We start from the raw sequence: 24,989 nt of genomic DNA, 5'->3' as shown, positions 1-24,989 counted from the left end.
AGGCTGGTCCACCGAGTCACGCGAGCGTCACCCTTGAGTGGGAAATCCGGCGGACAAGATTGCTACCAGTTCAAGACTGCTCTTACGGTTTCACCACCTCACCCGGCACCGACTGCGACGTTGAAGTGCACTCGCCCCAACGCCAGTTGGCGCGAGCAATGACACCGCAACCCGGTCGCGCCGCCACGGCACCCCCACCCCAGGAGTCGCCATGACGACAACCTGCTCCCTCGTCTTCCCACCCCACCCCGCATGGGTCCGCGCGGCACGCGAAACGGTGCGGACCATGCTGGCGGCGGCCCGCAGGACCGAGCTGACCGATACCGCCGTGGCGCTGACCTCCGAGGCGGTGACGAACGCGGTCAACGCCTGCCTGGCAAAGGGCTGTACGACCCCGGTCACCCTCTGCGCGGAGTGGACGGGCCGCGGCCACCTGCGCGTACTCGTACACGACGGCGCCTCCGGCCTCCCCGTACGGCAGCACGCGACGCCCCCGCCCGAGGACGAAGGCGGGCGCGGCCTGCTGCTCATCGATCGCGGCGCGGATGCGTGGGGCGTGTGCACGCACGGTCCCGGGCCCGGCAAGGCCATGTGGTTCCTGCTGGGCGCGCGCCCCGCGAAGGACCGCTCGCCGGCTGCCTGCAACGAGTGCGCGGCACTCGAATCGGCGCGGCGCAAAGCCGTGACCGGGGGAGACAAGGACGCCGTGGTGGACGCGACCGTAGCCGTACGCAGCCACTTCCGCGACGCCCACCTGCTCAGGCGGCCACGGTGACCGGCTACGCGGCGGGGCGCCTGGTGAACCACTGTGCGCACACGGCGGGTTGGACCCACGCGGCAGGCGAGGCGCACTGCGACCGCTGTGGGACCCGGCGCTTCACGGACTACGGCGCCGTACGGCCCGCGGGCCTGCCCCACGCCGTGACCCCGTCCGCGCGGGACCGGGAAGCGGCGGACCGGGCCGCGGCCGCCTCCGTACGCAGGCGTATGGTTGACCGTACGTCAGCGTATGGACCTCCTTGGAGGACGTCATGAGCGTGATCCGCAATGTCCACGTGCGTACCGTCCACGCCCCGGCCGCCGCGGTCGGCGCGCTGCTCGACCGCCTGTCGGCCGACGACGACCCGGTCTTCCCGGTGCCCGCCTGGCCGCCGATGCGCTTCGACCGGCCGCTGGGCGTGGGGGCGACCGGCGGCCACGGCCCGATCCGCTACGGCGTCACGGCGTACGAGCCCGGGCGGCGCGTCCGCTTCGACTTCACGCCGCCGAGCACCGGCTTTCACGAGATGACGGTCGAGCCGCTCGACGACGAACGCTGCCGGGTGCGCCACGTCCTGGAGGCGGACATGCGCGGAGCGAGGCGGCTCCGGTGGCACGCCGTCGTGCGTCCGTTGCACGACACAGTGGTCGAGGAGATGTTCGACAACTTCGAACGGGCGGCGACGGGCGCACTGGCCCACCCGGTCCGCTGGTCGCCCCGCGTCCGGCTGCTCAACCGGCTCCTGTGGGACAAGCCCGTCACGGTCGCGTTCCCCGAGAACGCCCGGCTGGTCCGTACGGCCGTCGACTGGTTCGAGGAGGCCGACTACCGAGACGCGTACGCGATGGACCTGCCGCCGGGCATGCCGCTCGACCCGGCGGCCTGGGAGGGCGTGCTGCGGGGCATACCCGTCACGGACCGGGCGGAGCGCGAGGTCGTGCTGGGCGAGGACGCCGGGCACCTGGACTTCCGCGCGTCGCTCCTGGTGGACGGGGACGCCCGACGCGTCACGCTGAGTTCGGTCGTACGCGTGCACCCGAAGCTGCGCGGACGGCTCTACTGGGCGGCCGTCTCCCGCGTCCACCCGTTCATGGCCCGCCTGATGCTGCGGCGCACCCACCGCCGTCTGGCGCTCGCCGCGCCGAGTGCTGCGGAACGGGCGGCGCATGCCCGGGCGGCCACCGGGTGAAACGCCTCGGGCGTCAGAGGGCGGTCTGGGCGTCCAGGGCGGCGCAGAGCCAGTCGTGGGCAGCGCCGGGGGTCGGATCCGTGGACGCGGTCACTTCGGCGGTGAGCTGCCAGTAGTGGTCGAGGCGGGGGTCGGCGGCGAGCTGGCCGCTGAGCCGGCTGCGGAAGGCGGGGGTGTCCCGGGTGCCGCACGACTGGGCGTAGACGGAGACGAAGCAGTCGAGCGCCTCTCCCTCGTGCGGTGCCCGCTGCGCCCGCATGTGGGCCGATGCCAGTGCGTAGGCCTCGATGAGACCTTCGTAGACGAGGGCGGGGCGGTAGCCCGTGTCGGGCTGGTGGATGGCGGGCTGGGGCTGGACGACGCCGGGGCAGGGGGTGGAGGCGAAGGCGTGCAACCGGGCGAAGGCCAGGACTTGGGCGGGGGTCGGATCCGACGGGGGCTGCGGAACGGCCAGTTCGATGATCGAGGAGACCACCCGGGCCGGCAGCCGCGCGGGCAGCCAGCCCCGCCAGAAGCGCGCCAGCGGTGCCGTACTGGGCGGAGTGGTGATGCCACCGATCAGACGCAGCCGGTCGGCGCGCTCGGCGGGGGTGCAGTCCTGCAGCAGATGCAGGGCTGCTTCCCGCCAGCGCAGGGCGGCCAGCTGTGAGCCGAGCTCCCGCAGTTGCCCCGCGATGACGTCCTCCAGCGCGTCCTCCTGTTCGAGGACCCGGCCCACGTCCGGGACCGGCAGGTCGAGGCCGCGCAGCGAACGGATCAGGCGGAGCCGATCGAGCGCCTCGGGCCCGTACCGGCGGTGGCCGCCGGAGCTGCGGACGGCCTCGGGCAGCAGGCCGCGGTCGGAGTAGAAGCGGACGGTCTTGACGGTGACGCCCGCATGCTCGGCGAGCTCGCCGATGCTCCACATGCCGTCGGACAACAAGGCGTGAACCTCCCCCTGGGTCGGTCAAAGCCTAGGTGATGCCCGTCGGGCGGCCCCGTGACCGTCCGACGGGCGTCATCGTCCGATGCCCTGGGGGATTAGGCTGCGGTCCGCTCCACCGGAATCCACAGCTCCGCTGCTGCTTCTGTCCAGTCCTGTGACGGGCGGACGCGCAGGATCTCGGGGCCCGGCCTGCTGCGGTACGGGTTGGAGGGGAACCACTGGGTGAACACGTCGCGCCACAGGTTCTGGAGTTCCTGCGGGAACGGGCCGGAGTTCTCGAAGACGGCCCACGTGCCCGCGGGAACGGCGAGCGCGTCCAGGTCACCGGGAAGGTCGGACGTCGCGGTGGACGTCACCACGCCGTGGTAGTAGGTGAGTTCGGTGCCCTCGGCCCGGCTGGGGTCGAGGTCGTCGCTCACCCCGACGATGCCCTCCGGCTGCTGGTCGGACAGTGCCGTGATGCGCCCTATGGTCTCCTCGTCGATGCCCTTGACGAACTCGACGATCGCGGGGTTGGCGCCGTTGTGGACGAGGGGGACGCGGGCCTTCTTGCCGACCACGCGGAACTCTTCCTTCTGTACTACCCGGTATCGCATGCTGCTGCTCCCTTCGACGATGAGGCGGAAGGACATCCGCGGCTGGGACCGCAGGGCCGCGCCGGTCCGCCGGGCCTCGCCGGGACCGACGCCGTGGAGGGTGCGGAACGCCCGGGCGAACGCCTCCCCCGAGGCGTAGCCGTAGCGCACCGCGATCTCCAGCAGTGTCCGCTCGCCGGCGAGCACTTCGGCACCGGCGACGGTCAGCCGCCTGCGACGGATGTACTCCGACAGCGGCATCCCGGCCAGCGCGGAGAACAGCCGCCGGAAGTGGTACTCCGACGTCACCGCGATCCGCGCCAGGTCGGACACCTCGATCTGCCCGTCGAGGCGCGCGTCGATGTGGTCCATGGCCTGGTTCAGCCGTTCCAGCACTGCGGACTCCTTCCTTTCGATCACCACGTTAGGAAGGGAGCGCCCTGCCCGACCCGACATCCTGTGCCCGGCCCGGTCGGGTGCGGACTCGGTCGGGTGCGGAGGGGTGCTCAGCCCTTGTCGCCGCGGGCGGCGGCCAGGCCGTCGAGGATGCGGTCGAGGCCGTGGTCGAAGTCCTCTTCGCGGGTGCGCTGGGGGTCCTTGCCGATGTGGGCGGCGTACAGCGCGCTCAGGCGGGGGTAGGTCGCGACGGCCTGCCGGCCGGCTTCCAGGACCTGCTCGGCCCACTCGGTCTCGGTCCGGCCGCTGCGCGTGAGCATCGTGAGCATGGCGGCCTCGGCGGTCGTCATGCCGATGACGTACGCGGTGACGGTGGTCAGGGCGTGGTTGGCCTCTTCGAGGGTGAAGCCCGCCGATTCGAGCATGGCCAGCATGTCCTCGCTCAGCCGCATCAGGTTCGGGCCGAGGTAGGCCGTGCCGGCGGCGCCGAGCACGGAGGCCGTCCAGGGGTGGCGGAGGATCATCGTGCGTACGCTGTGGGCGGATTGGGCGACGGCCTCGCGCCAGGCGGCCGAGTCGTCGACGGTCGGGACCCGCAGCTCGCCGTAGACCTCGTCCAGGACCAGCTCGATCAGCTCGTCCTTGTTGGTCACGTGCCGGTAGAGCGAGGTGGCGCCGGCGCCCAGGCGGGTGCCGAGCTTGCGCATGCTCAGCGCGTCGATGCCCTCGGCGTCGAGCAGTCGGATGGCCTCGGCCACGATCTGGTCCCGGCTCAGCGCCGGCTGGTCGCGCCGCCCGCGCTGCGGACGGGTCCAGACCGAGGGAATCGGCTGGTCGTCGGCCGTCATGAGCTCTCCCCGCTTGCCCGATCTCTGTCGCGTCAGCGTAGCGCACGCCGTTCAATCCTTGCGCACATCGTTCCGGCCTGCGTACAGTGTTCGCAAGGAAGCGCACGATGTACGCATCAACGCTGTACGCATCACTCCCGGGGGGATCCTGATGAGCACGACCGCACGCCTGGACGCCGACGCCTACCGCGCGGCGGAGAAGCTGCTGGGGCACAACCGCTCTCGACTCGTGCACGGGGGCCGGGTCCGGCCGCAGTGGCTGGAGGGCGGCGATCGCCTCTGGTACACGGTGGACACCGCGGCGGGTCGGCGGTTCGTCCTCGTCGACCCGGCGGCCGGCATCCGGGAGCCGGCGTTCGACCACGAGCGGCTCGCCACCGCCCTGGCCGCCGCGTCCGGCCGGGACGTGGACGCGGCGGAGCTGCCGTTCGCGGCCATCGAACCGGGCGACCGCAGCGTGGAGTTCGACGCCTTCGACACCCGCTGGCGGTGCCCGCTGGACGGCTACGTGTGCGAGGAGACCGAGGCCCCGGGGCAGACCGGCGGCTTCCTGGACATCGCCTCGCCCGACGGGAAGCAGGCGGTGTTCCTCAACGGCCACGACCTGTGGGTGCGTTCGACGGCGGACGGGCGGGAGCGGGCCCTGACGACCGACGGCGAGGCCGATCACGCCTACGGGACCAGCCCGTTCAGCCCCACCGTCCTGCTGCGGAAGCTGGGGATAGCCCACCTGCCGCCCGCCGTGGCCTGGTCGCCCGACTCGACGCGTGTCCTCACCCACCGCACCGACATGCGCGAGGTCCGTACGACACACCTGGTGGAGGCCGCGCCGGAGGACGGCGGCGCACCGAGGCTGCTCACGCAGCGGTACGCGTTCCCCGGTGACGAGCGGCTTCCGCTCGGGGAGTTCGTCATCGTCGACGTCGCGACAGGCGAGGCCGTGCCGGCGCGGACCGAGCCCCAGCCGATACCGCTCATGTCGCCGATCACGACGAAGTGGGCCTGGTGGGCCGAGGACGGCTCGGCGGTGTACTACCTGAGCCAGCCGCGCGACGTACGCACCCTGAGCCTGCACCGGCTCGACGCCACGACCGGCGAGGTGAGCACGGTGCTGACCGAGAGCGGCGACACGCGCGTGGAGCCGGCGCAGCAGCAGTCGCAGGCGCCGATGGTCAAGGTCCTGGCCGGCGGGCGGGAAGTGCTCTGGTACTCGCAGCGTGACGGCTGGGGGCACCTGTACCTCTACGACGCCCGTACCGGCGAGACGCGCGGGCAGGTGACGTCGGGGGCGTGGGCGGTGCAGGAGGTCCTGCGCGTCGACGAGGACCGGCGGCAGGTGTACTTCGTCGCCTCCGGGCTGGTCGAGGAGGATCCGTACCGCCGCTCGGTGTGCCGCGTCGGCCTCGACGGCTCCGGCTTCGTCCGGCTGACCGACGACGACCTGGACCACGTCGTGACCGTGCCGGAGAACGGGCGGTACTTCATCGACTCGGCGTCCACCACGGACACCCCGCCGGTGATCACCGTCCGGGGCTGGGACGGGCGGGTGCTGGTGGAGCTGGAGCACGCCGACATCAGCCGGCTGACCGCCACGGGCTGGACGCCGCCGGAGCGGTTCCGCGTCAAGGCCGCCGACGGCGTGACCGACGTCTACGGGGTGCTGTACCGGCCGCACGGCTTCGACCCCGACAAGAGCTACCCCGTCATCGACCACCCCTACCCCGGCCCGCACATGCGGCGGGTCACCCCGTCCTTCGACCCCGGGGTCTTCGGCCCCGAGGCCGAGGCGGTGGCCGCGCTCGGGTTCGTCGTCGTCGCCCTCGACGGGCGCGGGACGCCCGGCCGTGACAAGGCCTTCCACGATGCCTCGTTCGGGCACCTGAGCGATGCGGGCGGCATGGCGGACCACGTGGCGGCGCTGCGGCAGCTCGCCGCGGACCGGCCCTGGATGGACCTCGACCGGGTGGGGATCTTCGGCCTCTCGGGCGGCGGCTACGCGACCGTACGGGCCATGTGCGACTTCCCCGAGGTCTTCAAGGTGGGCGTCTCCGAGGCCGGCAACCACGAGAACCGGAACTACCTCATGTGGTGGGCGGAGTGCTACGACGGCCAGGACAAGGACGCCTGGGCCCGCTCGTCCAACGTGGAGATCGCCGACCGGCTGGAGGGGAAGCTGCTGCTGGTCCACGGCGGCATGGACGACAACGTCCACCCCCATCTGACGATGCGGCTCGTCGACCGGCTCATAGCCGCCGACAAGGACTTCGAGATGCTGATCGTCCCCGGTGCCGAGCACATATTCATGGGCTACGGGCACTACGTCACCCGGCGCCGGTGGGACTTCCTGGTCCGCAACCTGCTGGGCGTCGAGCCGCCCGAGGGCTACCGCCTGGCGCCGGTCACGTTCGACACGGACCTGATCGCCGACATCTTCGGCTGAGGAAGAGCGCCGGAAGGTTGAGGAACTCCGGAAAAGGGGAAAGCCCCCGCGCGGGGGGCGGGGGCTTTCCTCGGGGGCTGCTTCGCTTACGCGATGCGGTCCAGCACGATCGGGTTCGGGGTGAACTCCGTGCCCGCCGGGGAGATCTCGACGCCGCCGTCCAGCGCGGCCAGGGCGTAGTCGAACTTCTCCGGGGTGTCCGTGTGGAGGGTCATCAGCGGCTGGCCCGCGGTGACCGTGTCGCCCGGCTTGGCGTGCAGCTCGATGCCCGCACCGGCCTGCACCGGGTCCTCCTTGCGCGCCCGGCCGGCGCCCAGGCGCCAGGCGGAGACGCCCACGGCGTAGGCGTCGAGCGCGGTGAGGACACCGGAGGCCGAGGCCGTGACGACGTGCTGCTCGCGGGCCACCGGCAGGGTCGCGTCCGGGTCGCCGCCCTGCGCGATGATCATGCGGCGCCAGTGGTCCATGGCGGAGCCGTCGGCGAGGGCCTTCGCCGGGTCGGCGTCCTTGATGCCGGCCGCGTCGAGCATCTCGCGGGCCAGGGCGATGGTGAGCTCGACGACGTCCGCCGGGCCGCCGCCCGCCAGGACCTCCACCGACTCGCGGACCTCGAGGGCGTTGCCCGCGGTCAGGCCCAGCGGGGTGGACATGTCGGTGAGCAGGGCCACGGTCTTGACGCCGTGGTCCGTGCCGAGGCCGACCATGGTGGAGGCGAGCTCGCGGGCGTCGGCGATGTTCTTCATGAACGCGCCGGAGCCGACCTTCACGTCCAGCACCAGCGAGCCGGTGCCCTCCGCGATCTTCTTCGACATGATCGAGGAGGCGATCAGCGGGATCGCCTCGACGGTGCCCGTGACGTCGCGCAGCGCGTAGAGCTTCTTGTCGGCCGGGGCCAGGCCGTCGCCGGCCGCGCAGATGACGGAGCCGACGTTGCGCAGGACGTCCATCATCTCGTCGTTCGAGAGCAGGGCGCGCCAGCCCGGGATGGACTCGAGCTTGTCGAGCGTGCCGCCCGTGTGGCCGAGGCCGCGGCCCGACAGCTGCGGCACGGCCGCGCCGCACGCGGCGACGAGCGGGGCCAGCGGCAGGGTGATCTTGTCGCCGACGCCACCGGTGGAGTGCTTGTCCGAGGTCGGCATGGGCAGGGACGAGAAGTCCATGCGCTCGCCGGACTTGATCATCGCGGCGGTCCAGCGGGCGATCTCCGCACGGTCCATGCCGTTGAGGAGGATCGCCATCGCGAGCGAGGACATCTGCTCGTCGGCGACCTCACCGCGGGTGTAGGCGTCGATGATCCAGTCGATCTGCTCGTCGGTCAGACGGCCGCGGTCGCGCTTGGTGCGGATAACGGAAATGGCGTCCATCAGCACATTTTCCTTAGGTTCGTAGTCCTCAGGTCTTCCCGGGTCCGGAAAGTGACCCGGACGGGCTGAAACTTCAGCCCGTCCGGCGCTTAGGGACATCTTCAACGATTCAGGTCGGCGGGCCCAAACGCGTCCGGCAACAGCTCCGACAGCGGGCGGACGCCCGTCGTGGTGTCCACTTCCAGCTCCGGGCCGCCGTGCTCCCACAGCAGCTGACGGCAGCGGCCGCACGGCATCAGGATGTTGCCGTGGCGGTCGCAGCAGGTGAAGTGCGTCAGCCGGCCACCGCCGGTGGCGATCAGCTCGGAGACCATGCCGCACTCGGCGCACAGGGCGACGCCGTAGGCGGCGTTCTCCACGTTGCAGCCGGTCACGGTGCGGCCGTCGTCGACGAGGGCCGCGGAACCGACGGGGAAGCCCGAGTACGGGGCGTAGGCCCGGGACATGGCGTCCCGGGCCTGCGCACGGAGGTCTTCCCAGTTCACGGAAGAGCTCACTACTTGCCCTGACCCTTCCGGTAGGGCTGTCCGTCGGCCTTCGGCGGCCTCAGGCGCTGCGCGGAGAGCGAGAGGACCAGCAGCGTCGCGACGTACGGCGTGGCGTCGACGAACTCCAGCGGCACGGTCGTGGTGAGCGCGTACCAGGCGACGAGCGCCACGGCGACGACACCGCTGAGGATGGCCGCCTTCTTCTTGCCGGCCTTCAGGCGCCACAGGGCCAGACCGGCCAGCAGCACCGCGACGAGCAGCAGCAGCGCGTGGACGGTCGGACCGCCCGCACGCAGCTGGAGGCTGTCCATGAAGCCGAACAGGCCGGCACCCATGGCCACGCCGCCCGGCCGCCAGTTACCGAAGATCATCGTGGCGAGACCGATGTAGCCGCGGCCACCGGTCTGGCCGTCGGAGTACATGTGCGTACCGATGGCCAGGAACGCGCCGCCCAGGCCCGCGAGGGCGCCGGAGACGAGCACGGCCGCGTACTTGTAGGTGTAGACGTTGACGCCGAGGGACTCGGCGGCCACCGGGCTCTCACCGCAGGAACGCAGGCGCAGACCGAACGCGGAGCGCCACAGCACGAAGAACGTGCCGACGAACAGCAGCGCGGCGACGATCGTCAGCCAGGAGACGTCGGAGACGAGGCCGTCGAGGATGCCCGCGACGTCGGAGATGAAGAACCAGTGGTGCTTCTCGATCGAGTTCAGCCAGTCGGAGAGGCCGGGGACCGAGAAGTGCCCCATGTTCTCCATGACCGGCGACTGCTTGTCGTTGCCGCCCGCCTGCTGCGCCGCGCTGCCCTCGGCACCGAACCACATCTTGGCCAGGTACTGGGTGAAGCCCAGCGCCAGGATGTTGATGGCCACACCGGAGATGATGTGGTCGACGTTGAAGGTGACGGTGGCGATGGCGTGGATGAGACCGCCGAGGGCGCCGCCGACGACGCCCGCCAGGGCGGCCGCCCACGGGCCGTGCTGCCAGCCGATCCAGCCGGCGCTGAAGGTGCCGAGCATCATCATGCCTTCGAGGCCGATGTTGACGATGCCCGCGCGCTCGGCCCACAGACCGCCGAGGCCGGCGAGGCCGATCGGCACGGCGGCGCCGAGGGCGCCGCTCCACTGGCCGGACGAGGTGAGGTCACCGGCGTCCGTGATGACGCGCAGCGCGGACAGCAGCAGCAGCGCGCCCGCGATGATCAGCAGGACGACGGGGTAGGAGAGCTTGCGGCGCCCCTTGGTGTCCTTGTTCTTGCCGCTCAGCCGGTCGGCGAGCGCAGCGGTGAAGGTCGTACTCATGCGGAGGCCTCCGCCTTGTCGCTCTTACGGGCCTGGGCGGCGAGCTCCTCGCCGACCTTGCGCTGCTGGACCTTGAGGCCGTAGCGGCGCACGATCTCGTAGGCGATGACGACGCACAGGACGATGACGCCCTGGATCACGCCGACGATCTCCTGGGCGTAGCCCTCGAACTCCAGCTGGGTGCCGGTGCGCTCCAGGAAGCCCCAGAGCAGGGCCGCCAGGGCCATGCCGATGGGGTTGTTGCGGCCGAGCAGCGCGATGGCGATACCGGTGAAGCCGATGCCGGTGGGGAAGTCGGTGCCGTAGTTGTACGAGACACCGAGCAGGGTCGGCATGCCGACGAGGCCGGCCATGGCGCCGGAGAGCACCATCGCGGTGATCACCATGCGCTTGACGCTGACGCCGCTGGCCTGGGCCGCGGACTCGGAGCGGCCGACGGTGCGCAGGTCGAAGCCGAAGCGCGTGCGGTTGAGGACGAACCAGTAGGCGACACCCGCGAGGGCCGCGACGACGACGAAGCCGTAGATGGGCTTGGGCGTGGTCGGGATCTCGAAGAAGTGCGCGGAGTCGGGCAGGTAGGGCGTGTGGATCAGGTTGCCCTCCTTCTCCGCGAGCCGCCCGTCCTGCAGGAGGTAACCGATGATCGAGGCGCCGATGGCGTTCAGCATGATGGTGCTGATGACCTCGTTGACGCCGCGGGTGGTCTTGAGCAGACCCGCGATGCCCGCCCAGATGGAGCCGACGATCATCGCGACGATGATCATCACCGGGATCTGGATGATGCCGGGCAGCGCCAGCGCGCCACCGACGACGGCGGCGAAGAACGCCGCGATGCGGTACTGGCCGTCGACGCCGATGTTGAACAGGTTCATGCGGAAGCCGATGGCCACCGCCAGCGCCGACAGGTAGTACGGCGTCGCCTTGTTGATGATCCAGACCTGGCTGTCCGCCTTCGAGCCGAAGTCGACCATGACCTCGTAGGCGTGGAACGGGTCCTGGCCGGTGGCGGCGATGATGATCGAGGTGATGGCCAGTGCGGCCACGATCGCCAGGACCGGGGCGGCCAGACCCAGGATCAGCTTGTCCTTGTCGAACTTCTTCACTTCGCGTCACCGCCTTCCTTCTTCTCGGACTTCTTGTCGGTCTTGTCGGCCTCGGGCTTGTCGGCCTTCTTGTCGGACGCCTCGTCCGACGCGGACTCCTCGGTGGACTCCTCCGTGGAGTCCTCGGGGGCCTCGGCCCCCTCCTGGTGCTCCAGGTGGCCGGACGCGGCACCGGTCATCGCCGAGCCCAGCTCCTCCGGCGTGATCGTCGCGGGGTCGGCGTCGGCGACCAGGCGGCCGCGGAACATCACCCGCAGGGTGTCGGAGAGCCCGATCAGCTCGTCCAGGTCCGCGGAGATCAGCAGGACCGCGAGACCCTCGCGGCGCGCCTCGCGGATCTGGTCCCAGATCTGCGCCTGCGCGCCGACGTCCACGCCGCGGGTGGGGTGCGCGGCGATGAGCAGCTTGGGCAGGTGGCTCATCTCGCGGCCGACGATCAGCTTCTGCTGGTTGCCGCCGGACAGCGAGGCCGCGGTGACGTCGATGCCGGGCGTGCGCACGTCGTACTCGCGCACGATCCGCTCGGTGTCGGCGCGGGCGGCCTTGATGTCGATGAGGCCCTTCTTGCTGTTGGGCTTCTCGGTGACGTGGCCGAGGATGCGGTTCTCCCACAGCGGCGCCTCGAGCAGCAGGGCGTGGCGGTGGCGGTCCTCGGGGATGTACCCGATGCCGTCCTCGCGGCGCTTGCGCGTCGGGGCGTCGGTGATGTCGGCGCCGTCGAGGGTGACGGTGCCGCCGTCGGGGGTGCGCATGCCCATGATGGCCTCGACGAGCTCGGCCTGGCCGTTGCCCTCCACGCCCGCGAGGCCGAGGACCTCGCCCTTGTGGATGGTGAAGGCGATGCCGTCGAGCACCGCGCGCACGACGCCGTCGGGGTCGGTGGCCGACAGGTGCAGGCCCTCGACGGTGAGCATCGGCACGTCGGTGACCGTGGACTCACGGGTCTCCGGCGAGGGCAGCTCCTCGCCGACCATCAGCTCGGCGAGCTGCTTGGGCGTGGTCTCGCTGGGGATCGCCGTGCCGACGGTGGTGCCGCGGCGGATGACGGTGATGTCGTCGGCGACGGAGAGCACCTCGCCGAGCTTGTGCGAGATGAAGATGACCGTCAGGCCCTCGGCCTTGAGCTCGCGCAGGTTGTCGAACAGCGCGTCGACCTCCTGCGGGACCAGGACGGCGGTCGGCTCGTCGAGGATCAGCGTGCGGGCGCCGCGGTAGAGAACCTTCAGGATCTCCACGCGCTGGCGGTCGGCGACGCCGAGGTCCTCCACGAGGACGTCGGGACGGACGCCCAGGCCGTACGCGTCGGAGATCTCCTTGATCTTCGCGCGGGCCTTGTTGCCGATGCCGTACAGCTTCTCGGCGCCGAGGACGACGTTCTCGAGGACCGTGAGGTTGTCGGCGAGCATGAAGTGCTGGTGCACCATGCCGATGCCGCGGGAGATGGCGTCGGCGGGCGTGTGCAGGGTGACCTGCTCGCCGTCGAGCGTGATGGTGCCCTCGTCCGGCTTCTGCATGCCGTAGAGGATCTTCATCAGGGTCGACTTGCCGGCACCGTTCTCGCCGCAGAGGGCGTGGACGGTGCCGCGGCGCACGGTGAGGTGGATGTCGTGGTTGGCCACGACGCCGGGGAACCGCTTGGTGATTCCCGCGAGTTCCACCGCGTGGGCGGTACTGCTGGACTCTTTGGTGGACGCTTTGATGGCGCACTCTCCTCGGAGAAGAAGGGAGCGGGGGCCGGATTGGGCCGTGCGGGGGAACGGAGGGGTCCGGCTGGGCAGGAGGCGACGCTACACGCGTCAATGGAACGCTACGCGCGTAGCGTTGACCGCGTATGTGCGGGCCCGGCGGCAAGGAGTTCCCTTGCCGCCGGGCCCGCAGGTCTTACGGGCCGGTCAGCACCGGCCTGATATCACGGGGAGGTGCGAACCTTGACCTCGCCGTCCGCGATCTTCTTCTTGGCGGCCTCGATCTTTTCCTTGATGTCGTCGATCTGACCACCGGAGGTGGCCAGCGACACGCCGCCGTCCTTGAGCAGGTAGGCGTGCGGGCCCGTGAGCGGCTTGCCGTCCTTGACGCTCTTGATGAGGTCGAAGACCGACACGTCCACGTTCTTCACCACGGAGGTGAGGATGGAGGCCTTGTACTTGTCCAGACCCGGCTGCTGGTACTGGTCGGAGTCGACGCCGATCGCCCAGGCGCCCTTCTGGCCCGAGATGGCCTCGATCGAGCCGTTGCCGGAGAGGCCGGCCGCGGTGTAGATCACGTCGGCGCCGCGGTCCAGCATGCCCTTGGCCTTCTCCTTGGCTGCCGCCGGGTCGTTGAAGCCCTTGTCGTTGTTGGCGTACAGGTACTCCGAGAACACCTCGACGCTGGAGTCGGTGTCCTTGGCGCCCTGCTCGAAGCCGGCCTGGAACTTCTGGATCAGGGCGTTGTTCACGCCACCGATGAAGCCGACCTTGTGGCTCTTGGACTTCAGGGCCGCGGCGACACCGGCGAGGTAGGAGCCCTCGTGCTCACCGAAGGTGATGCTGTCGATGTTCTTGCCCGGGGCAACCGAGTCGACGACCGCGAAGGTGGTCTTCGGGAAGTCCTTGGCGACCTTCTCGATCGACTTGGAGTAGTTGAAGCCCACACCGATGACCGGGTTGTAGCCCGCCTCGGCGAGGGAGTTCAGCCGCTGCTCGCGGTCGGCCTCGGTCTCGCCGTTCTTGGCGGTCATCATCTTGGACTTGACGCCCAGCTCCTTCTCCGCCTTGTCGACGCCGCGGGCGGCGGACTCGTTGAAGGAGTGGTCGTCACGGCCGCCGACGTCGAAGGCGAGACCGACGCCCTTGGCGCCCGAGTCGCCCGACTCGGTGGAGGACTCACCACAAGCGGTGAGAGTGAATGCGAGAGCCGCGGTGCTGATGCCCGCGACAGCGATAGTGGATACCCGGCGCACGAGGGGGCCCCTTCACTCGAAGCGCCTCCGTTGGCGCTGGTCGCCGGAATCGTAACGCGCGTAGATGCAGATAAAAGGGGTGCCTGCAAGCCGTTATCGATTCGTCGTTAACCAGACTTGACCACATTGCCTACATTCGGTTGCCATCCAGCAGTGCGGCGGCCGTAAACAGCTCCACCCCGACCTCGATGGCCTCCTCGTCGACGTCGAAATCACCGCAATGCAGGTCACGGGGGGTCGTATCCCCCACGGGCCGCACCCCGAGCCGGGCCATCGCACCCGGCACGTGCTCCAGGTACCACGAAAAGTCTTCGCCACCCAGGCTCTGCTCGGTGCCCTCCACCGCGTACCGCCCCCGGCGCGCCGTCATGGCACGTCGCAGCAGTCCGGTGACCTCGGCGTCGTTGACGACGGGCGGCACGCCGCGGATGTAGTTGATCTCCGATTTGGCGCGGTGCAGGGTGGCGATCTCGTCGACCGCGGCGTGCACCAGGTCGGGCGCCTCGCGCCAGGTGTGCAGGTCGAGGCAGCGGACCGTGCCGGAGAGCTCGGCATGCTGCGGGATCACATTGGGGGCGTGGCCGGTTTCCAGCCGTCCCCAGGTGACCGAGAGCCCCGAGCGGGCGTCGGCACGCCGGGCGATCAGCGCGGGGACGTCGGTGGCGACCCGGGCGGCGGCCGTCACCAGGTCGGTGGTCAGGTGCGGGCGGGCGGTGTGGCCGCCGGGCCCGGCCAGGGCGACCTCCAGCCGGTCGCAGGCGGAGGTGATGGCGCCCGTGCGCAGCCCGATCCTGCCGACCTCGACCTTGGGGTCGCAGTGCAGCGCGAGGATCCGGCCCACCCCGTCCAGCGCCCCGCACTCGATGGCGTCCAGCGCACCGCCGGGCAGCACCTCCTCGGCGGGCTGGAAGATCAGCCGGACGGGGTGGGGCAGCAGCCCCTGCGCGGCCAGGTCCGCCAGGACCAGGCCCGCGCCCAGGACGACGGTGGTGTGCACGTCGTGGCCGCAGGCGTGGGCCATCTTGGGGATCGTCGAGCGGTACGGGACGGTCTTGGTGTCCGGGATGGGCAGCGCGTCGAGGTCCGCGCGCAGGGCGAGCACCGGCCGGCCGGCGGTGGCGTACGAGGCGCCGTCCCGGCCGATGTCACAGATGAGCCCGGTGCCACCGGTGAGCGTGCGCGGTCTGAGCCCTGCCTTCTCGAGCCTCGCCCGAACCGCCGCGGTGGTGCGGAACTCGCGGTTCCCCAGCTCGGGGTGCATATGCAAGTCCCGCCGGAACGCGATGAGTTCGGCACGCAGTCCGGAGGGGAGCACGCCGGGCAGATCACCTTCGACGGTTTCGGGGTCGGCTTCGCAGGGCATCAGATGATTCACCCTGCGAAGGTTAGAGCCCCGAATGGGGCAACTGTCCCTCAATCAAGAAAAGTTCAGCCGCATGGATGGGTCTGCCGACGGGTATGACCCGTATTTACGGCGTACCTTCGACGACACGCGGCGTCGGAACGGGCATCCGGGACAGCCGGCGTACGTCGCGGGCGCTGCCGGTGACTCCGGCCAGGAAGCCCTCGGCGCGGGGCGAGGCGTGCTCGGTGAGCCAGGTGGGGTCGATGTCGCAGACGGCGACGCTCACCCCCGCGCCTGCCAGGGCCAGCGGCAGGGTGTGCACGACAGTGGAGGGGAAGCTGAGGACGGTGCGGCCGATGGGGCCGCGCCGGGCGACCAGCTCCAGGGGCAGCTCGGGCCGCACGATCTCCAGGCCCACCGCGGCGGCTATCCGGCGCAGCTTGTCGGCGCTCTCGCGGCGGTGGGCGAAGTAGCGGGTGGCGCCGTGGGCCCGGGCGAGGGCGGCGACGGCGTCGAGGTAGCGCCCGGGGTCGACTACACCGGTCTCGACCAGGGAGGTGCCCACGAGGTCGGTGCCACGGGTGAGGCGCGGCGGGCCGTATGTGGCGCGGGTCCAGGCGAAGTCGTTGGCCGTGACCGTCACTCCGGGTGGCGGTTCGACGGGCATCGAGGTGAAGACCTCTACCGAACGGCGGTTGTTCGGGGTGAGTTTCCGGCGCGCTGATGCAGCCACCGGCGCGAAGATGATTCCGCGCGCCCCCAGGGCGGAGCGCCGGTGCCATCGTACGAGGCGTTCCCCCCGGGCGAGTTGGGAGACGAACTCCATGGTCGCCGTGCCGTCGTCCACCACGACCAGCTCCCGGGCGCGGGTGAGGGTCAGCAGCAGTTGGACGTACCGCGAGAAGGGGTCGCCGATGACGACGCGGCGGGCCCGGCGCAGCGGCCCGGCCAGCGAGCCGACGGTGCCGAAGGGCGCGCCGGGGCCGCCCCGGGCCTCCTCCCAGCGCACCCGGTGGCCCTGGTCGCGGGCCAGTTCAGCCATCCGGCGCAGCTGGCCGCGGGTCATCGGGTCGTGCGGGGCCAGGACGACGACGAGGAGGTCGCCGGCGAGCGGGGTGATGTCCCGGTGGTCCGGCTGGCGCGGCACTCCGTCGCACAGCGCAGGCGGTTCGGCGCGCGGGGCGGGCGTGCCGCAGTCGCGCCGGGCCGTGGAGTACGCCCATTCGAGGACGTTCAGCAGCTGCACCGGGCTCTCGACGAAGGCCAGGGTGGGGGCCGCCGCCCCGGGGGGTGGGCCGGGGGACGGCCCCTGGGGTGAGGTCACCGGGGAGCCGCCCGTCAGACCGCGACGGGTTCGCGGTCGCCCGCCTCGGCGACGACGCCGGGCACGCGGCGCAGTTTGCGCATGGGACCCAGCTCGCTGTCGTACACCCGCTTCACTCCGTCGCCCAGCGACTCCTCGACGACGCGGATGTCGCGCACGAGCCGCTGCAGGCCGCCGGGTTCGACGGAGGCGGCCTGGTCGGAGCCCCACATGGCGCGGTCGAGGGTGATGTGCCGCTCGACGAAGGCGGCGCCGAGGGCGACGGCGGCGAGGGTGGTCTGCAGGCCGGTCTCGTGGCCGGAGTAGCCGATGGGGACATTGGGGTACTCGGCCATGAGGGTGTTGACGACCCGCAGGTTGAGCTCGGCGGCCCGGGCCGGGTAGGTCGAGGTGGCGTGGCAGAGCACGATGTTCTCGCTGCCGAGGACCTCGACGGCGTGCCGGATCTGCTTGGGGGTGGACATCCCGGTCGACAGGACGACCGTGCGGCCGGTGGCGCGCAGGGTGCGCAGCAGTTCGTCGTCGGTGAGGGAGGCGGAGGCGACCTTGTGGGCCGGGACGTCGAACTTCTCCAGGAAGGCGACGGACTCGGTGTCCCACGGGGAGGCGAACCAGTCGATGCCGCGCGCCCGGCAGTGCTCGTCGATGGCGCGGTAGTCGTCCTCGCCGAACTCGACGCGGTGGCGGTAGTCGATGTACGTCATCCGGCCCCACGGCGTGTCGCGCTCGAGGTCCCACTGGTCACGCGGGGTGCAGACCTCGGGGGTGCGCTTCTGGAACTTCACGGCGTCGCAGCCGGCGTCGGCGGCGGCGTCGATGAGGGCGAAGGCGTTGGCGAGGTCGCCGTTGTGGTTGATGCCGATTTCACCGGTGATGTAGACGGGGTGGCCGGGGCCCACGGGGCGGTTGCCGAGGACGCGGGTGCGGGTGCCGATGCCGGTGTGCGGGGCAGTGCTGGCGGGACTCATGCGAGGCGGTTCCTTAGGTGGAGGGGACTGTCAGAGGGCGGAGAGCGAGGGGCCGAGGAGCCAGGTGGCGATCTCGCGGACGGCGCCGCTGCCGCCGGGAGAAGCGGTCACGGCGCGGGCGGCGCCGCGTACGGAGCCGTGGGCGTCGGCGACGGCCACGGGCCAGCCGACGAGGCCGAAGCAGGGCAGGTCGTTGACGTCGTTGCCGGCGTAGAGCACCCGCTCGGGGGCGATGCCGCGCTCCTCGCACCACCGCTTGAGGGCGATGTCCTTGCGGTCGGTGCCGTGGATGACGGGCACGCCCAGCTTGCGGCCGCGCGCGGCGACGACGGGGTTGGTCTCGGTGGAGAGGATCAGCAGCTCCAGCCCCGCCCGGCGCAGCGCGGCGACGCCGAGCCCGTCGCCGCGGTGGACGGCGACGAACTCGCGCCCGTCGGCGTCGATGAGCACGCGGTCGTCGGTCTGGGTGCCGTCGAAGTCGAGGACGACGGCGTCGACGTCCTCCCGGGTGGGCAGGGCGCCGCCGTCGGTGTCGAGCAGCGGCGCGAGCGCCCGGGCCCGCTCGAGGTCGTGCGGCTCGTCGATCTCCAGCACGCGGGCGGCCTCGGTCCGTACGAGCTCGGTCCGCCCGAAGAACCGATGCCGTGCGGCCCGGAACCCGTCGGCCCGCATGGCGTAGGCGGCACCGGTCTCGAGAAGATCCTGAGGCCGGTCCTGCCGCCGGGGCCGATGGGCAGCGTCGTGGTTGACACCGAAAGGTTGTGGGCAATCGTTCCGCAAGGCGGAACGGGTGGGCACAACGGAACCACCGGCGGGAACCGCCCCGCCCGAGCCACCGTTCCGCCAAACGAACCCGTGGAACGGCGCCACCGTCAGGGCCGTATCCGCCCCCTCCTCGACCACGGCCGCAGCCACCCCGTCCACGTCCTCACGCGTCAGGAACGGACTCGTGCACTGCACCAGCAGGACCGTGCCCACCGTGCGGTCGCACATCGCCTCGTAAGCGTCCATGGCATGCAGCACCGCCGCCTCGCTCGTCGCGGTGTCCCCCGCGATCGCCGGCGGGCGGCGGACGACCACCGCGCCCGCGCCGCGCGCCGCCTGGGCGATGGCGGGGTCGTCGGTGGACACGACGACGTCCGTGACCAGGCGCGAGGCCCTGCACTGGTGCACCGCCCGGACGACGAGCGGTACGCCCCCGACGGCGGCGAGGTTCTTGGAGGGCACCCCCTTGGAGCCGCCGCGGGCGGGGATGACGGCCAGGACGGCCGGTGGGGCGGACATGGTGGGCTCCTCGGGGTCCGGTGTGGTCGGGGGCGCCGTCACAGCTCGCCCATCCGGCGGATGACGGGCGCCACGCGCTGCACGCCGTGCCGGTACGCGCCGCGGGCGGCGTCGCGCAGGGCGCTGCGCGTGGCGCGGCGCAGGGCGCTCTCCTCGCGTGCCGGGGCCGCGCGCCCGGGCAGCGGGCCGCCCTGGGGGTCGAAGCCGTGGCGGGCGAGGATCGCGGGCAGATAGCCGGGCGCGGTCCGCGCGGTGTAGTAGGGGGCGAGCGGCGGCAGGGCGCTGCGCGCGGTGAGGTCCGCGATGCGCTCGCGGGCTGCGTCGAAGGCGTGCTCGTACGTTCCGTCCGCCGCGACGCCCTGGCGCGCCGTCCACCGGGGGTCGGGTTCGGGCAGGTGGCCGGCGTCGAGCTCGTCCCAGGAGGCGAGGCAGCCGGAGCCGAGGAAGTGGTGGTTGCCCAGGGGCTCGCGGATGCCGAGGTCGGTGAGGACGGCGGTGGGCACGGCACGGTGGAGGGATTCGAGGGCGGCCGTGGAGCTGACGGTCACCAGGAGGTCGGTGCGGTCGAGCACGTCGCCCATGTGGCCGTAGACCAGGCGGCAGTTGGGCGGGAGGCCGCCGGGGACTCTGGCCGCCAGCTTCTGGTAGGGGTGTTCCTCGATGTGGGTGGTGTGTTCCCCAGGTCTGCTGCGCAGTTTGATGAGGACGTCACGTTCCGGGTGCAGACGGGCGTGGCGGGCGGCGCGTTCGAGGAGGTAGATGCGGTCGGCGCGGCCCTCCGGGACGGAGGGCTGGGCGGCGAACACCACGGTGTACGGGCGGTCTTGGGCGGCTCCGGCGTAGCGTTCGCCGCCCAGGAACGGCAGCGCGCATTCGGTGACGCTGTCGTCCGGGGCGCCGGCGCCCGCGTAGACGGCGCGGAAACGCTCGGCGTCGTGGCGGGAGTTGGCGAGGACCACGTCCGCGCCGTGCCGCAGCAGCAGGCCGTCCGCCAACTTCTCGTAGACGACGCCGACATAGCCGGTGACGACCACCGGCCGAGCGGGAGCGGCCGACCAGGCGTGGCCCAGTCCGTGCAGCATGGCCTGGACCGCGCCGCCGACGCAGGCCAGCACGACGACGTCGTACCGCTCCCGCCCGGCCGCGGCGACGAACTCCGCGCCGGTGACCTCGCGCAGCGCGTCCGCGCGGACGCCGACCTCGGCGAGCTGGCGGACCGTGGGGGTCGCGCGCCCGCGCAGGAGGTAGCCGTCGAGGGGGCCGCCGGGGGCGAGCCGGTGCGCGGTGAGCGCCCCCCATTTCCACCGGGTGTCGGAGTCCGCGAGCACGGCGACCCGCGGTGGGGGCGACGGGCATTCAGCACGTGATGGCACGTCGCCGACGATAGAAATCCATTCCGTTTCGTTGCCCAACGGGACTTCAACAGCCGGTAAACAGCACACCGACGGTCGGCGAAGCGGTTGACGCGCAAAGGTGGTTCATCGATCCGCCGTGCTTCGTTCACCTCTCCTTATGCCCTGCGTCAGAACGAATGCCGGGGCGCCACATAGCGTCACGCGCGTGGTCAAGCTCTCCGTCATCGTGCCGTTCTTCAACGTGCAGACATACGCCCCCGACACACTGAGAAGTCTGGGTGCGAACGCACGTGAGGACTTCGAATTCATTCTCGTCGACGACTGCTCGACGGACGGCACGCCCGCCCTCCTGGAGCGCGCCGGCCGCGAGGTGCCGGGGGCGGTGGTGGTCCGCCACGGGACGAACGAGGGGCTGGCCACCGCCCGCAACACGGGCCTGGAGGCGGCGCGCGGGCAGTTCGTCACCTTCCTCGACGGCGACGACTGGCTCGCGCCCGGGCACCTCGCCCGGCTGCTGGCGGTGATCGAGGAGCTGGGCGTGGACTTCGTCCGTACCGACCACGTCCAGTGCGTGGGCCGCAGCCGCACGATCCACCGGGTGCCGATCGGCCGGCGCGGCGTGGCGCTGCGGCCGCGCGAGGCCATACTGCCCGCCGAGCGTTCCACGTCGGTGGACTATCCGTACGCGTGGGCGGGCATCTACCACCGCCGGCTGCTGGACGCGGGGCTGCTGCACTTCCGGCACGGGCTGCGGACCGCCGAGGACCGGCCGTGGATCTGGCGGCTGCACCGCGAGGCGGATTCCTTCGCCGTCGCCGGAATGCTCGGCGTCTTTTACCGGCGCGGGGTGGCGACGTCGCTCACTCAAATCGGTGACGTACGGCAGCTGGATTTCATTCGCGCGTTCGACCAGGTAATCGAGGAAACGGCGCGGGATGTGGATGCGGAGAAACTCCTGCCGAAGGCGGTCCGTACGTATTGCGCGATTATGGCGCACCATCTGGGCTCCATCGAGAGATTCGAACCCGCGGTCGCGAGAACATTGCGTTCGATGTGTGCGGCGGCCATGAAGAGGCTGCCGCAGGATCTTCTCAAGGACGCCCTGAATTCCATGGACGCGGACCGGGCCGCCCGGCTGCGCAGGCTGCGCCGCCGGCCGGTGGCGTCCGTACCGGCGCAGGTGAGCGCCCGATGACCGCACGCCGCCGCACCCAGATCCTGCTCGCCTCGACGCTCTACGGGGCCGCCACGCTCGCCGCCGCGCTCGACGCGGGGCTCCTGGGGCAGGCCGACCGCAGGCTGCTGCTCGTCGCCAACACCGCCGCGGTCCCGGAGACCACACCCGCCTTCGACGAGGCGCCCGGCTTCGAGCAGCTGCGCACCCGCTTCGACGGGGTGCTGTCGTGGAACGAGACGATCCGCCCCTTCCACCCCACCGCCTGGTCCCCGCGCCCGGACGACGTCCCGCTGTGGGAGCGCCACCTGCGGCTGCTGTGGGGGCTCGGCGAGGACGAGGTGACGATCGCCCTGGAGTCCATCCAGGTCAACCCCGCCCTCGCCCTGGTCCAGCTCTTCCCCGACGCGCCGCTGGAGGTCTACGCCGACGGGCTGATGAGCTACGGGCCCACGCGCAGCAAGCTCGACCCGCTGATCGGCACGCGCGTGGCCCGCCTCCTGCACCTCGACCTGGTGCCCGGCCTGGAGCCGTTGCTGCTGCGGGAGTTCGGGGTCGAGCCGCACATCGTGCCGGGCGAGGTCTTCACCAAGGTGCTGGCCGAGCTCGCCGACGCGGCCGACGGCAGCCTGCCGCCGGCCCCGGAGGGGGCGGCGCTGCTGCTGGGCCAGTACCTGTCGGCGCTGGACATCCTCTCGCCCGAGGAGGAGGAGCGGCTGCACGTGCGGATGCTGCGCGGCGCGGTCGGGCGCGGCCACCGCGACGTGGTCTTCAAGCCGCACCCCTCGGCGCCGGCCCGCTGGTCGCGGATGCTGGAGGAGGAGGCGGCCCGGCTCGGCGCGGAGCTGACGGTCGTGGACGCGCCCGTGCTGGCGGAGGTCGTCTACCAGCGGCTGCGGCCCGCGCTCGTCGTCGCCTGCTTCTCCACCGCCCTGCTGACCGCGAACACCTTCTACGGGCTGCCCGTCGCCCGGTGCGGGACCGATCTGCTGCTGGAGCGGCTCACGCCGTACCAGAACAGCAATCGCGTGCCGGTGACCATCGTCGACGCGCTGCTGCCCGATCTCGACGACCCGGTGCGCCTGTGCGGCGACCCGGAGCGGTTGGGCGGGCTGCTCGCGGCCGTCGGCTTCGCGATGCAGCCGCAGGTCAACCCGGGGCTGCGGCCGGCCGCCGAGCGCTATCTGGCCGCGCACCTCGACGCCCGTACCCGGCGCTACTTCAAGCGGCGCCGCCTGACCTCGCTGGCGCTGCCCGGCGCGGTCCCCTCCCAGCTGGCCTTCCTGCCGCGCAGCCCGGCCGTGCGCACGGTGGCGCGCCGGGCGCGGGCGCTGCGCAGAAGGCTGGTCAACAGGAAGACGCGGAAAACGGTGACCACCGCATGAGCGCCACGACCCCGGTCCTGCCCGGCACCCGCATCCGCCCGCCGGCGGGGAAGGCGGGCAGGACCGGGCCGTCCGGGCGGCTGCGGGCCCTGGACGGTCTGCGGCTGATCGCCGCGCTGATGGTGGCGGCGTACCACTACGGCGGGCGGGACGGTGACGTGAGCCGGGCGTGGGGCGCCTCGCCGCGGCACGAGTTCCCGCATCTGTCGGCGGTCTTCGCCTACGGCTGTCTGGGGGTGCAGATCTTCTTCGTCATCAGCGGCTTCGTGATCTGCATGAGCGGCTGGGGCCGCCCTCTGCGCTCGTTCTTCGCCTCGCGTGCGGCCCGCCTCTACCCCGCCTACTGGGCGGCGATCGTGCTGGTCACGCTGGTCTTCGCGCTGCCGTGGGTGACGTACCGGCCGGTGTCGGCCAGCGACGCGCTGGTGAACCTGACCATGCTGCAGCAGCCGGCCGGGGCCGAGCGGGTGCTGGGGGTGTGCTGGACGCTGTGGGCGGAGGTGCGTTTCTACGCGCTGTTCGCGCTGTTCGTGGTGCTGCCGGGGGCGACGCGGCGGCGGGTGGTGCTGTTCTGCGCGGTGTGGACGCTGATGACGGTGGTCACGACGGCGTCCCATGTGGAGTTCCTGCGGGTGGTGTTCATGCCGGAGTACGCGTCGTTCTTCATCGGCGGCGTCGGCCTGTACCTGATCCACCGCTTCGGCCACGACGCGCTGTCCTGGGGCATCGTGGCGGTGAGCTTCCTGCTGGGCCAGCACTACGCGGTGGTGGGGCTGTGGCACCCGCCGAACCCGCACTACTTCTCCTACCGCTCCCCCTACGTCATCATCGCCGTCCTGGCCCTGGGCTACGCGGCCGTCGCGGCGGTGGCGCTGGGCAAGGCGCGCCGGCTGAACTGGCGTTGGCTGCCGTTCGCGGGCGCGCTGACGTACCCCTTCTATCTGGTGCACGAGCACCTGGGGTGGGTGGCGATCGGCGGGCTGCACCGCGGGCTGGGGCTACCCTCCTACGCGACGTTCGCGCTGACGGTGGCGCTGATGCTGCTGCTGGCCTGGGTGCTGCACCGCTGCGTGGAGCGGCGGCTCACACCCCTGCTGCGCGCCTCACTGGGCGGGGTCCGCGGGCGCGGCGGGGACGGTGCGGGAGCCGGGGCCGCGCCTCATTAGGGTGACGCCGATGCCCGCGACGACCGCGGACAGGCCCTCCTCGAAGCCCTGCTCGAGGTCCCCGAAGAACTCCTTGCCGGCTTCGGCGGCGAGCGGAAAGTCCTCCGTCAGGCGGACGTGGTCGGTCAGCATGTGCGTGGAGTCGCGCTCGTCGCCGGGCAGCGGGTGCACGGACTGCTCCTCGATGACATAGCCGACCGCGTAGGTGTGGGCGGTGAACCAGGCACGGGCGCCGGTGCGCACACAGGCGCCCGAGTCGAGCCAGACGCCCAGGAACCTCTCCAGCGGGACCGCGAAGTGGTTCTCGGTGAACCGCGTGCCGCTGAAGACCTTCGCCCCGTCGCGGTAGCCGAGCAGGGTGCGGCGCGTGACGCGGGTGGCCGCGGTCAGGTGCTCCTGCCACGTGGCGGCCTCGATGCCCTCCAGCGGCTCGAGCATGCGCCGCATCATCTCGGTGGCCATCTCGTCGAGCAGTTCCTGCTTGTTCTTGAAGTGCCAGTACAGGGCGGGCGCCTGGACGTCGAGCTCGTTGGCGATCCGCCGCAGGGCCAGCCCTTCGAGGCCCACGTCGTTCAGCACCCGCAGCGCCGTGTCGGCCACGCGTGAGCGGTCCAGTTTTTTCGGTCGAGTTCCCACCTTGACAGCTTAACGGTGTTCA

Annotated in this window: 22 protein-coding genes; 7 read left to right on the top strand and 15 right to left on the bottom strand. The window is 71.5% G+C overall.

The genetic code is table 11. The annotated features are described in order from the left end of the window. Positions 1-211: 211 nt before the first annotated feature. From AB0G59_RS22120 to AB0G59_RS22110, 3 genes are read left to right on the top strand one after another with little or no spacing between them, the layout of a single operon-like run. Positions 212-775 (top strand): ATP-binding protein, encoded by a 564-nt coding sequence (locus AB0G59_RS22120; RefSeq protein WP_360914097.1) that lies wholly within the window; start codon positions 212-214, stop codon positions 773-775. After that, the gene (locus AB0G59_RS22115; RefSeq protein ID WP_360914094.1) at positions 772-1,035 is read left to right on the top strand and encodes a DUF6255 family natural product biosynthesis protein; all 264 of its coding nucleotides are present in this window, start codon (positions 772-774) and stop codon (positions 1,033-1,035) included. Before AB0G59_RS22120 ends, AB0G59_RS22115 begins: the two co-directional genes overlap by 4 nt. Further along, on the top strand, positions 1,032-1,949 hold the full coding sequence (locus AB0G59_RS22110; protein WP_360914091.1) for a DUF2867 domain-containing protein: 918 nt from the start codon (positions 1,032-1,034) through the stop codon (positions 1,947-1,949). Before AB0G59_RS22115 ends, AB0G59_RS22110 begins: the two co-directional genes overlap by 4 nt. 13 nt (positions 1,950-1,962) lie before the next feature. On the opposite strand, the gene AB0G59_RS22105 is transcribed toward AB0G59_RS22110, so the two are convergent. The 3 genes from AB0G59_RS22105 to AB0G59_RS22095 all read right to left on the bottom strand — a co-directional run bounded on the left by AB0G59_RS22105 (position 1,963) and on the right by AB0G59_RS22095 (position 4,693). Next, entirely contained in the window at positions 1,963-2,856 is an 894-nt protein-coding gene (locus AB0G59_RS22105; protein WP_360914148.1) for a MerR family transcriptional regulator, read from the bottom strand. A 113-nt stretch (positions 2,857-2,969) separates the two neighbouring features. Next, complete coding sequence (locus AB0G59_RS22100; protein WP_360914088.1) at positions 2,970-3,845, bottom strand: AraC family transcriptional regulator; 876 nt, start codon at positions 3,843-3,845, stop codon at positions 2,970-2,972. A 110-nt stretch (positions 3,846-3,955) separates the two neighbouring features. Then, positions 3,956-4,693: a TetR/AcrR family transcriptional regulator gene (locus tag AB0G59_RS22095; RefSeq protein ID WP_360914085.1), complete on the bottom strand. Its 738-nt coding sequence runs from the start codon at positions 4,691-4,693 to the stop codon at positions 3,956-3,958. A 151-nt stretch (positions 4,694-4,844) separates the two neighbouring features. On the opposite strand from AB0G59_RS22095, the gene AB0G59_RS22090 reads away from it, so the two are divergent. Then, complete coding sequence (locus AB0G59_RS22090) at positions 4,845-7,133, top strand: DPP IV N-terminal domain-containing protein (RefSeq protein WP_360914082.1); 2,289 nt, start codon at positions 4,845-4,847, stop codon at positions 7,131-7,133. An 86-nt stretch (positions 7,134-7,219) separates the two neighbouring features. Here AB0G59_RS22090 and AB0G59_RS22085 read toward each other — a convergent pair whose 3' ends face one another. The 11 genes from AB0G59_RS22085 to AB0G59_RS22035 form a co-directional block, all read right to left on the bottom strand. Beyond that, on the bottom strand, positions 7,220-8,503 hold the full coding sequence (locus tag AB0G59_RS22085) for a thymidine phosphorylase (protein WP_360914079.1): 1,284 nt from the start codon (positions 8,501-8,503) through the stop codon (positions 7,220-7,222). Between the two features lie 95 nt (positions 8,504-8,598). After that, positions 8,599-8,982 (bottom strand): cytidine deaminase, encoded by a 384-nt coding sequence (locus AB0G59_RS22080; protein WP_360914076.1) that lies wholly within the window; start codon positions 8,980-8,982, stop codon positions 8,599-8,601. An 11-nt stretch (positions 8,983-8,993) separates the two neighbouring features. Further along, positions 8,994-10,286 carry an ABC transporter permease gene (locus tag AB0G59_RS22075; RefSeq protein WP_360914073.1) on the bottom strand — a complete coding sequence of 431 codons (1,293 nt, stop codon included), beginning with the start codon at positions 10,284-10,286 and terminating at the stop codon, positions 8,994-8,996. Beyond that, positions 10,283-11,389 carry an ABC transporter permease gene (locus tag AB0G59_RS22070; RefSeq protein ID WP_360914070.1) on the bottom strand — a complete coding sequence of 369 codons (1,107 nt, stop codon included), beginning with the start codon at positions 11,387-11,389 and terminating at the stop codon, positions 10,283-10,285. Before AB0G59_RS22070 ends, AB0G59_RS22075 begins: the two co-directional genes overlap by 4 nt. Then, positions 11,386-13,047 (bottom strand): ABC transporter ATP-binding protein, encoded by a 1,662-nt coding sequence (locus AB0G59_RS22065; protein ID WP_360914067.1) that lies wholly within the window; start codon positions 13,045-13,047, stop codon positions 11,386-11,388. Before AB0G59_RS22065 ends, AB0G59_RS22070 begins: the two co-directional genes overlap by 4 nt. Before the next feature lie 251 nt (positions 13,048-13,298). Beyond that, entirely contained in the window at positions 13,299-14,330 is a 1,032-nt protein-coding gene (locus AB0G59_RS22060) for a BMP family ABC transporter substrate-binding protein (RefSeq protein WP_360914064.1), read from the bottom strand. Positions 14,331-14,460: 130 nt separating this feature from the next. Beyond that, positions 14,461-15,693 (bottom strand): amidohydrolase, encoded by a 1,233-nt coding sequence (locus AB0G59_RS22055; protein ID WP_360914145.1) that lies wholly within the window; start codon positions 15,691-15,693, stop codon positions 14,461-14,463. Positions 15,694-15,799: 106 nt separating this feature from the next. Further along, complete coding sequence (locus AB0G59_RS22050) at positions 15,800-16,999, bottom strand: hypothetical protein (protein ID WP_360914061.1); 1,200 nt, start codon at positions 16,997-16,999, stop codon at positions 15,800-15,802. 14 nt (positions 17,000-17,013) lie between these two features. Next, positions 17,014-17,967 (bottom strand): N-acetylneuraminate synthase family protein, encoded by a 954-nt coding sequence (locus AB0G59_RS22045; RefSeq protein ID WP_360914058.1) that lies wholly within the window; start codon positions 17,965-17,967, stop codon positions 17,014-17,016. 30 nt (positions 17,968-17,997) lie between these two features. After that, the gene (locus AB0G59_RS22040; protein WP_360914055.1) at positions 17,998-19,251 is read right to left on the bottom strand and encodes an acylneuraminate cytidylyltransferase; all 1,254 of its coding nucleotides are present in this window, start codon (positions 19,249-19,251) and stop codon (positions 17,998-18,000) included. A gap of 38 nt (positions 19,252-19,289) precedes the next feature. Next, positions 19,290-20,579, bottom strand: coding sequence for a DUF6716 putative glycosyltransferase (locus AB0G59_RS22035; RefSeq protein ID WP_360914143.1), 1,290 nt, complete (start codon positions 20,577-20,579; stop codon positions 19,290-19,292). Between the two features lie 232 nt (positions 20,580-20,811). On the opposite strand from AB0G59_RS22035, the gene AB0G59_RS22030 reads away from it, so the two are divergent. The 3 genes from AB0G59_RS22030 to AB0G59_RS22020 are packed head-to-tail and all read left to right on the top strand — an operon-like array spanning position 20,812 to position 24,331. Next, the gene (locus tag AB0G59_RS22030) at positions 20,812-21,801 is read left to right on the top strand and encodes a glycosyltransferase family 2 protein (protein ID WP_360914052.1); all 990 of its coding nucleotides are present in this window, start codon (positions 20,812-20,814) and stop codon (positions 21,799-21,801) included. Next, a complete protein-coding gene (locus AB0G59_RS22025; protein ID WP_360914049.1) occupies positions 21,798-23,165 on the top strand; it encodes a polysialyltransferase family glycosyltransferase in 1,368 nt (455 codons plus the stop codon). The genes AB0G59_RS22030 and AB0G59_RS22025 overlap by 4 nt, the downstream gene beginning before the upstream one ends. Next, positions 23,162-24,331: an acyltransferase gene (locus AB0G59_RS22020; protein WP_360914045.1), complete on the top strand. Its 1,170-nt coding sequence runs from the start codon at positions 23,162-23,164 to the stop codon at positions 24,329-24,331. Before AB0G59_RS22025 ends, AB0G59_RS22020 begins: the two co-directional genes overlap by 4 nt. Here the strand turns inward: AB0G59_RS22020 and AB0G59_RS22015 are convergent. After that, entirely contained in the window at positions 24,269-24,967 is a 699-nt protein-coding gene (locus AB0G59_RS22015; RefSeq protein WP_360914042.1) for a TetR/AcrR family transcriptional regulator C-terminal domain-containing protein, read from the bottom strand. The genes AB0G59_RS22020 and AB0G59_RS22015 overlap by 63 nt on opposite strands. Positions 24,968-24,989: the final 22 nt, after the last annotated feature.

The organism is Streptomyces sp. NPDC021096 (assembly GCF_040641275.1).
In the GTDB taxonomy this organism is placed as follows: Bacteria; Actinomycetota; Actinomycetes; order Streptomycetales; family Streptomycetaceae; genus Streptomyces.
The sequence above is the reverse complement of the archived record's forward strand: the minus strand, read 5'-3'. Positions and strand labels throughout refer to the sequence as shown.

Coding starts and splice junctions, on each gene's coding strand:
- AB0G59_RS22120 (WP_360914097.1), top strand. CDS start 212: ATGACGACAACCTGCTCCCTCGTCTTCCCACCCCACCCCGCATGGGTC.
- AB0G59_RS22110 (WP_360914091.1), top strand. CDS start 1,032: ATGAGCGTGATCCGCAATGTCCACGTGCGTACCGTCCACGCCCCGGCC.
- AB0G59_RS22105 (WP_360914148.1), bottom strand. CDS start 2,856: ATGTGGAGCATCGGCGAGCTCGCCGAGCATGCGGGCGTCACCGTCAAG.
- AB0G59_RS22095 (WP_360914085.1), bottom strand. CDS start 4,693: ATGACGGCCGACGACCAGCCGATTCCCTCGGTCTGGACCCGTCCGCAG.
- AB0G59_RS22090 (WP_360914082.1), top strand. CDS start 4,845: ATGAGCACGACCGCACGCCTGGACGCCGACGCCTACCGCGCGGCGGAG.
- AB0G59_RS22075 (WP_360914073.1), bottom strand. CDS start 10,286: ATGAGTACGACCTTCACCGCTGCGCTCGCCGACCGGCTGAGCGGCAAG.
- AB0G59_RS22055 (WP_360914145.1), bottom strand. CDS start 15,693: ATGCCCTGCGAAGCCGACCCCGAAACCGTCGAAGGTGATCTGCCCGGC.
- AB0G59_RS22045 (WP_360914058.1), bottom strand. CDS start 17,967: ATGAGTCCCGCCAGCACTGCCCCGCACACCGGCATCGGCACCCGCACC.
- AB0G59_RS22040 (WP_360914055.1), bottom strand. CDS start 19,251: ATGTCCGCCCCACCGGCCGTCCTGGCCGTCATCCCCGCCCGCGGCGGC.
- AB0G59_RS22025 (WP_360914049.1), top strand. CDS start 21,798: ATGACCGCACGCCGCCGCACCCAGATCCTGCTCGCCTCGACGCTCTAC.
- AB0G59_RS22020 (WP_360914045.1), top strand. CDS start 23,162: ATGAGCGCCACGACCCCGGTCCTGCCCGGCACCCGCATCCGCCCGCCG.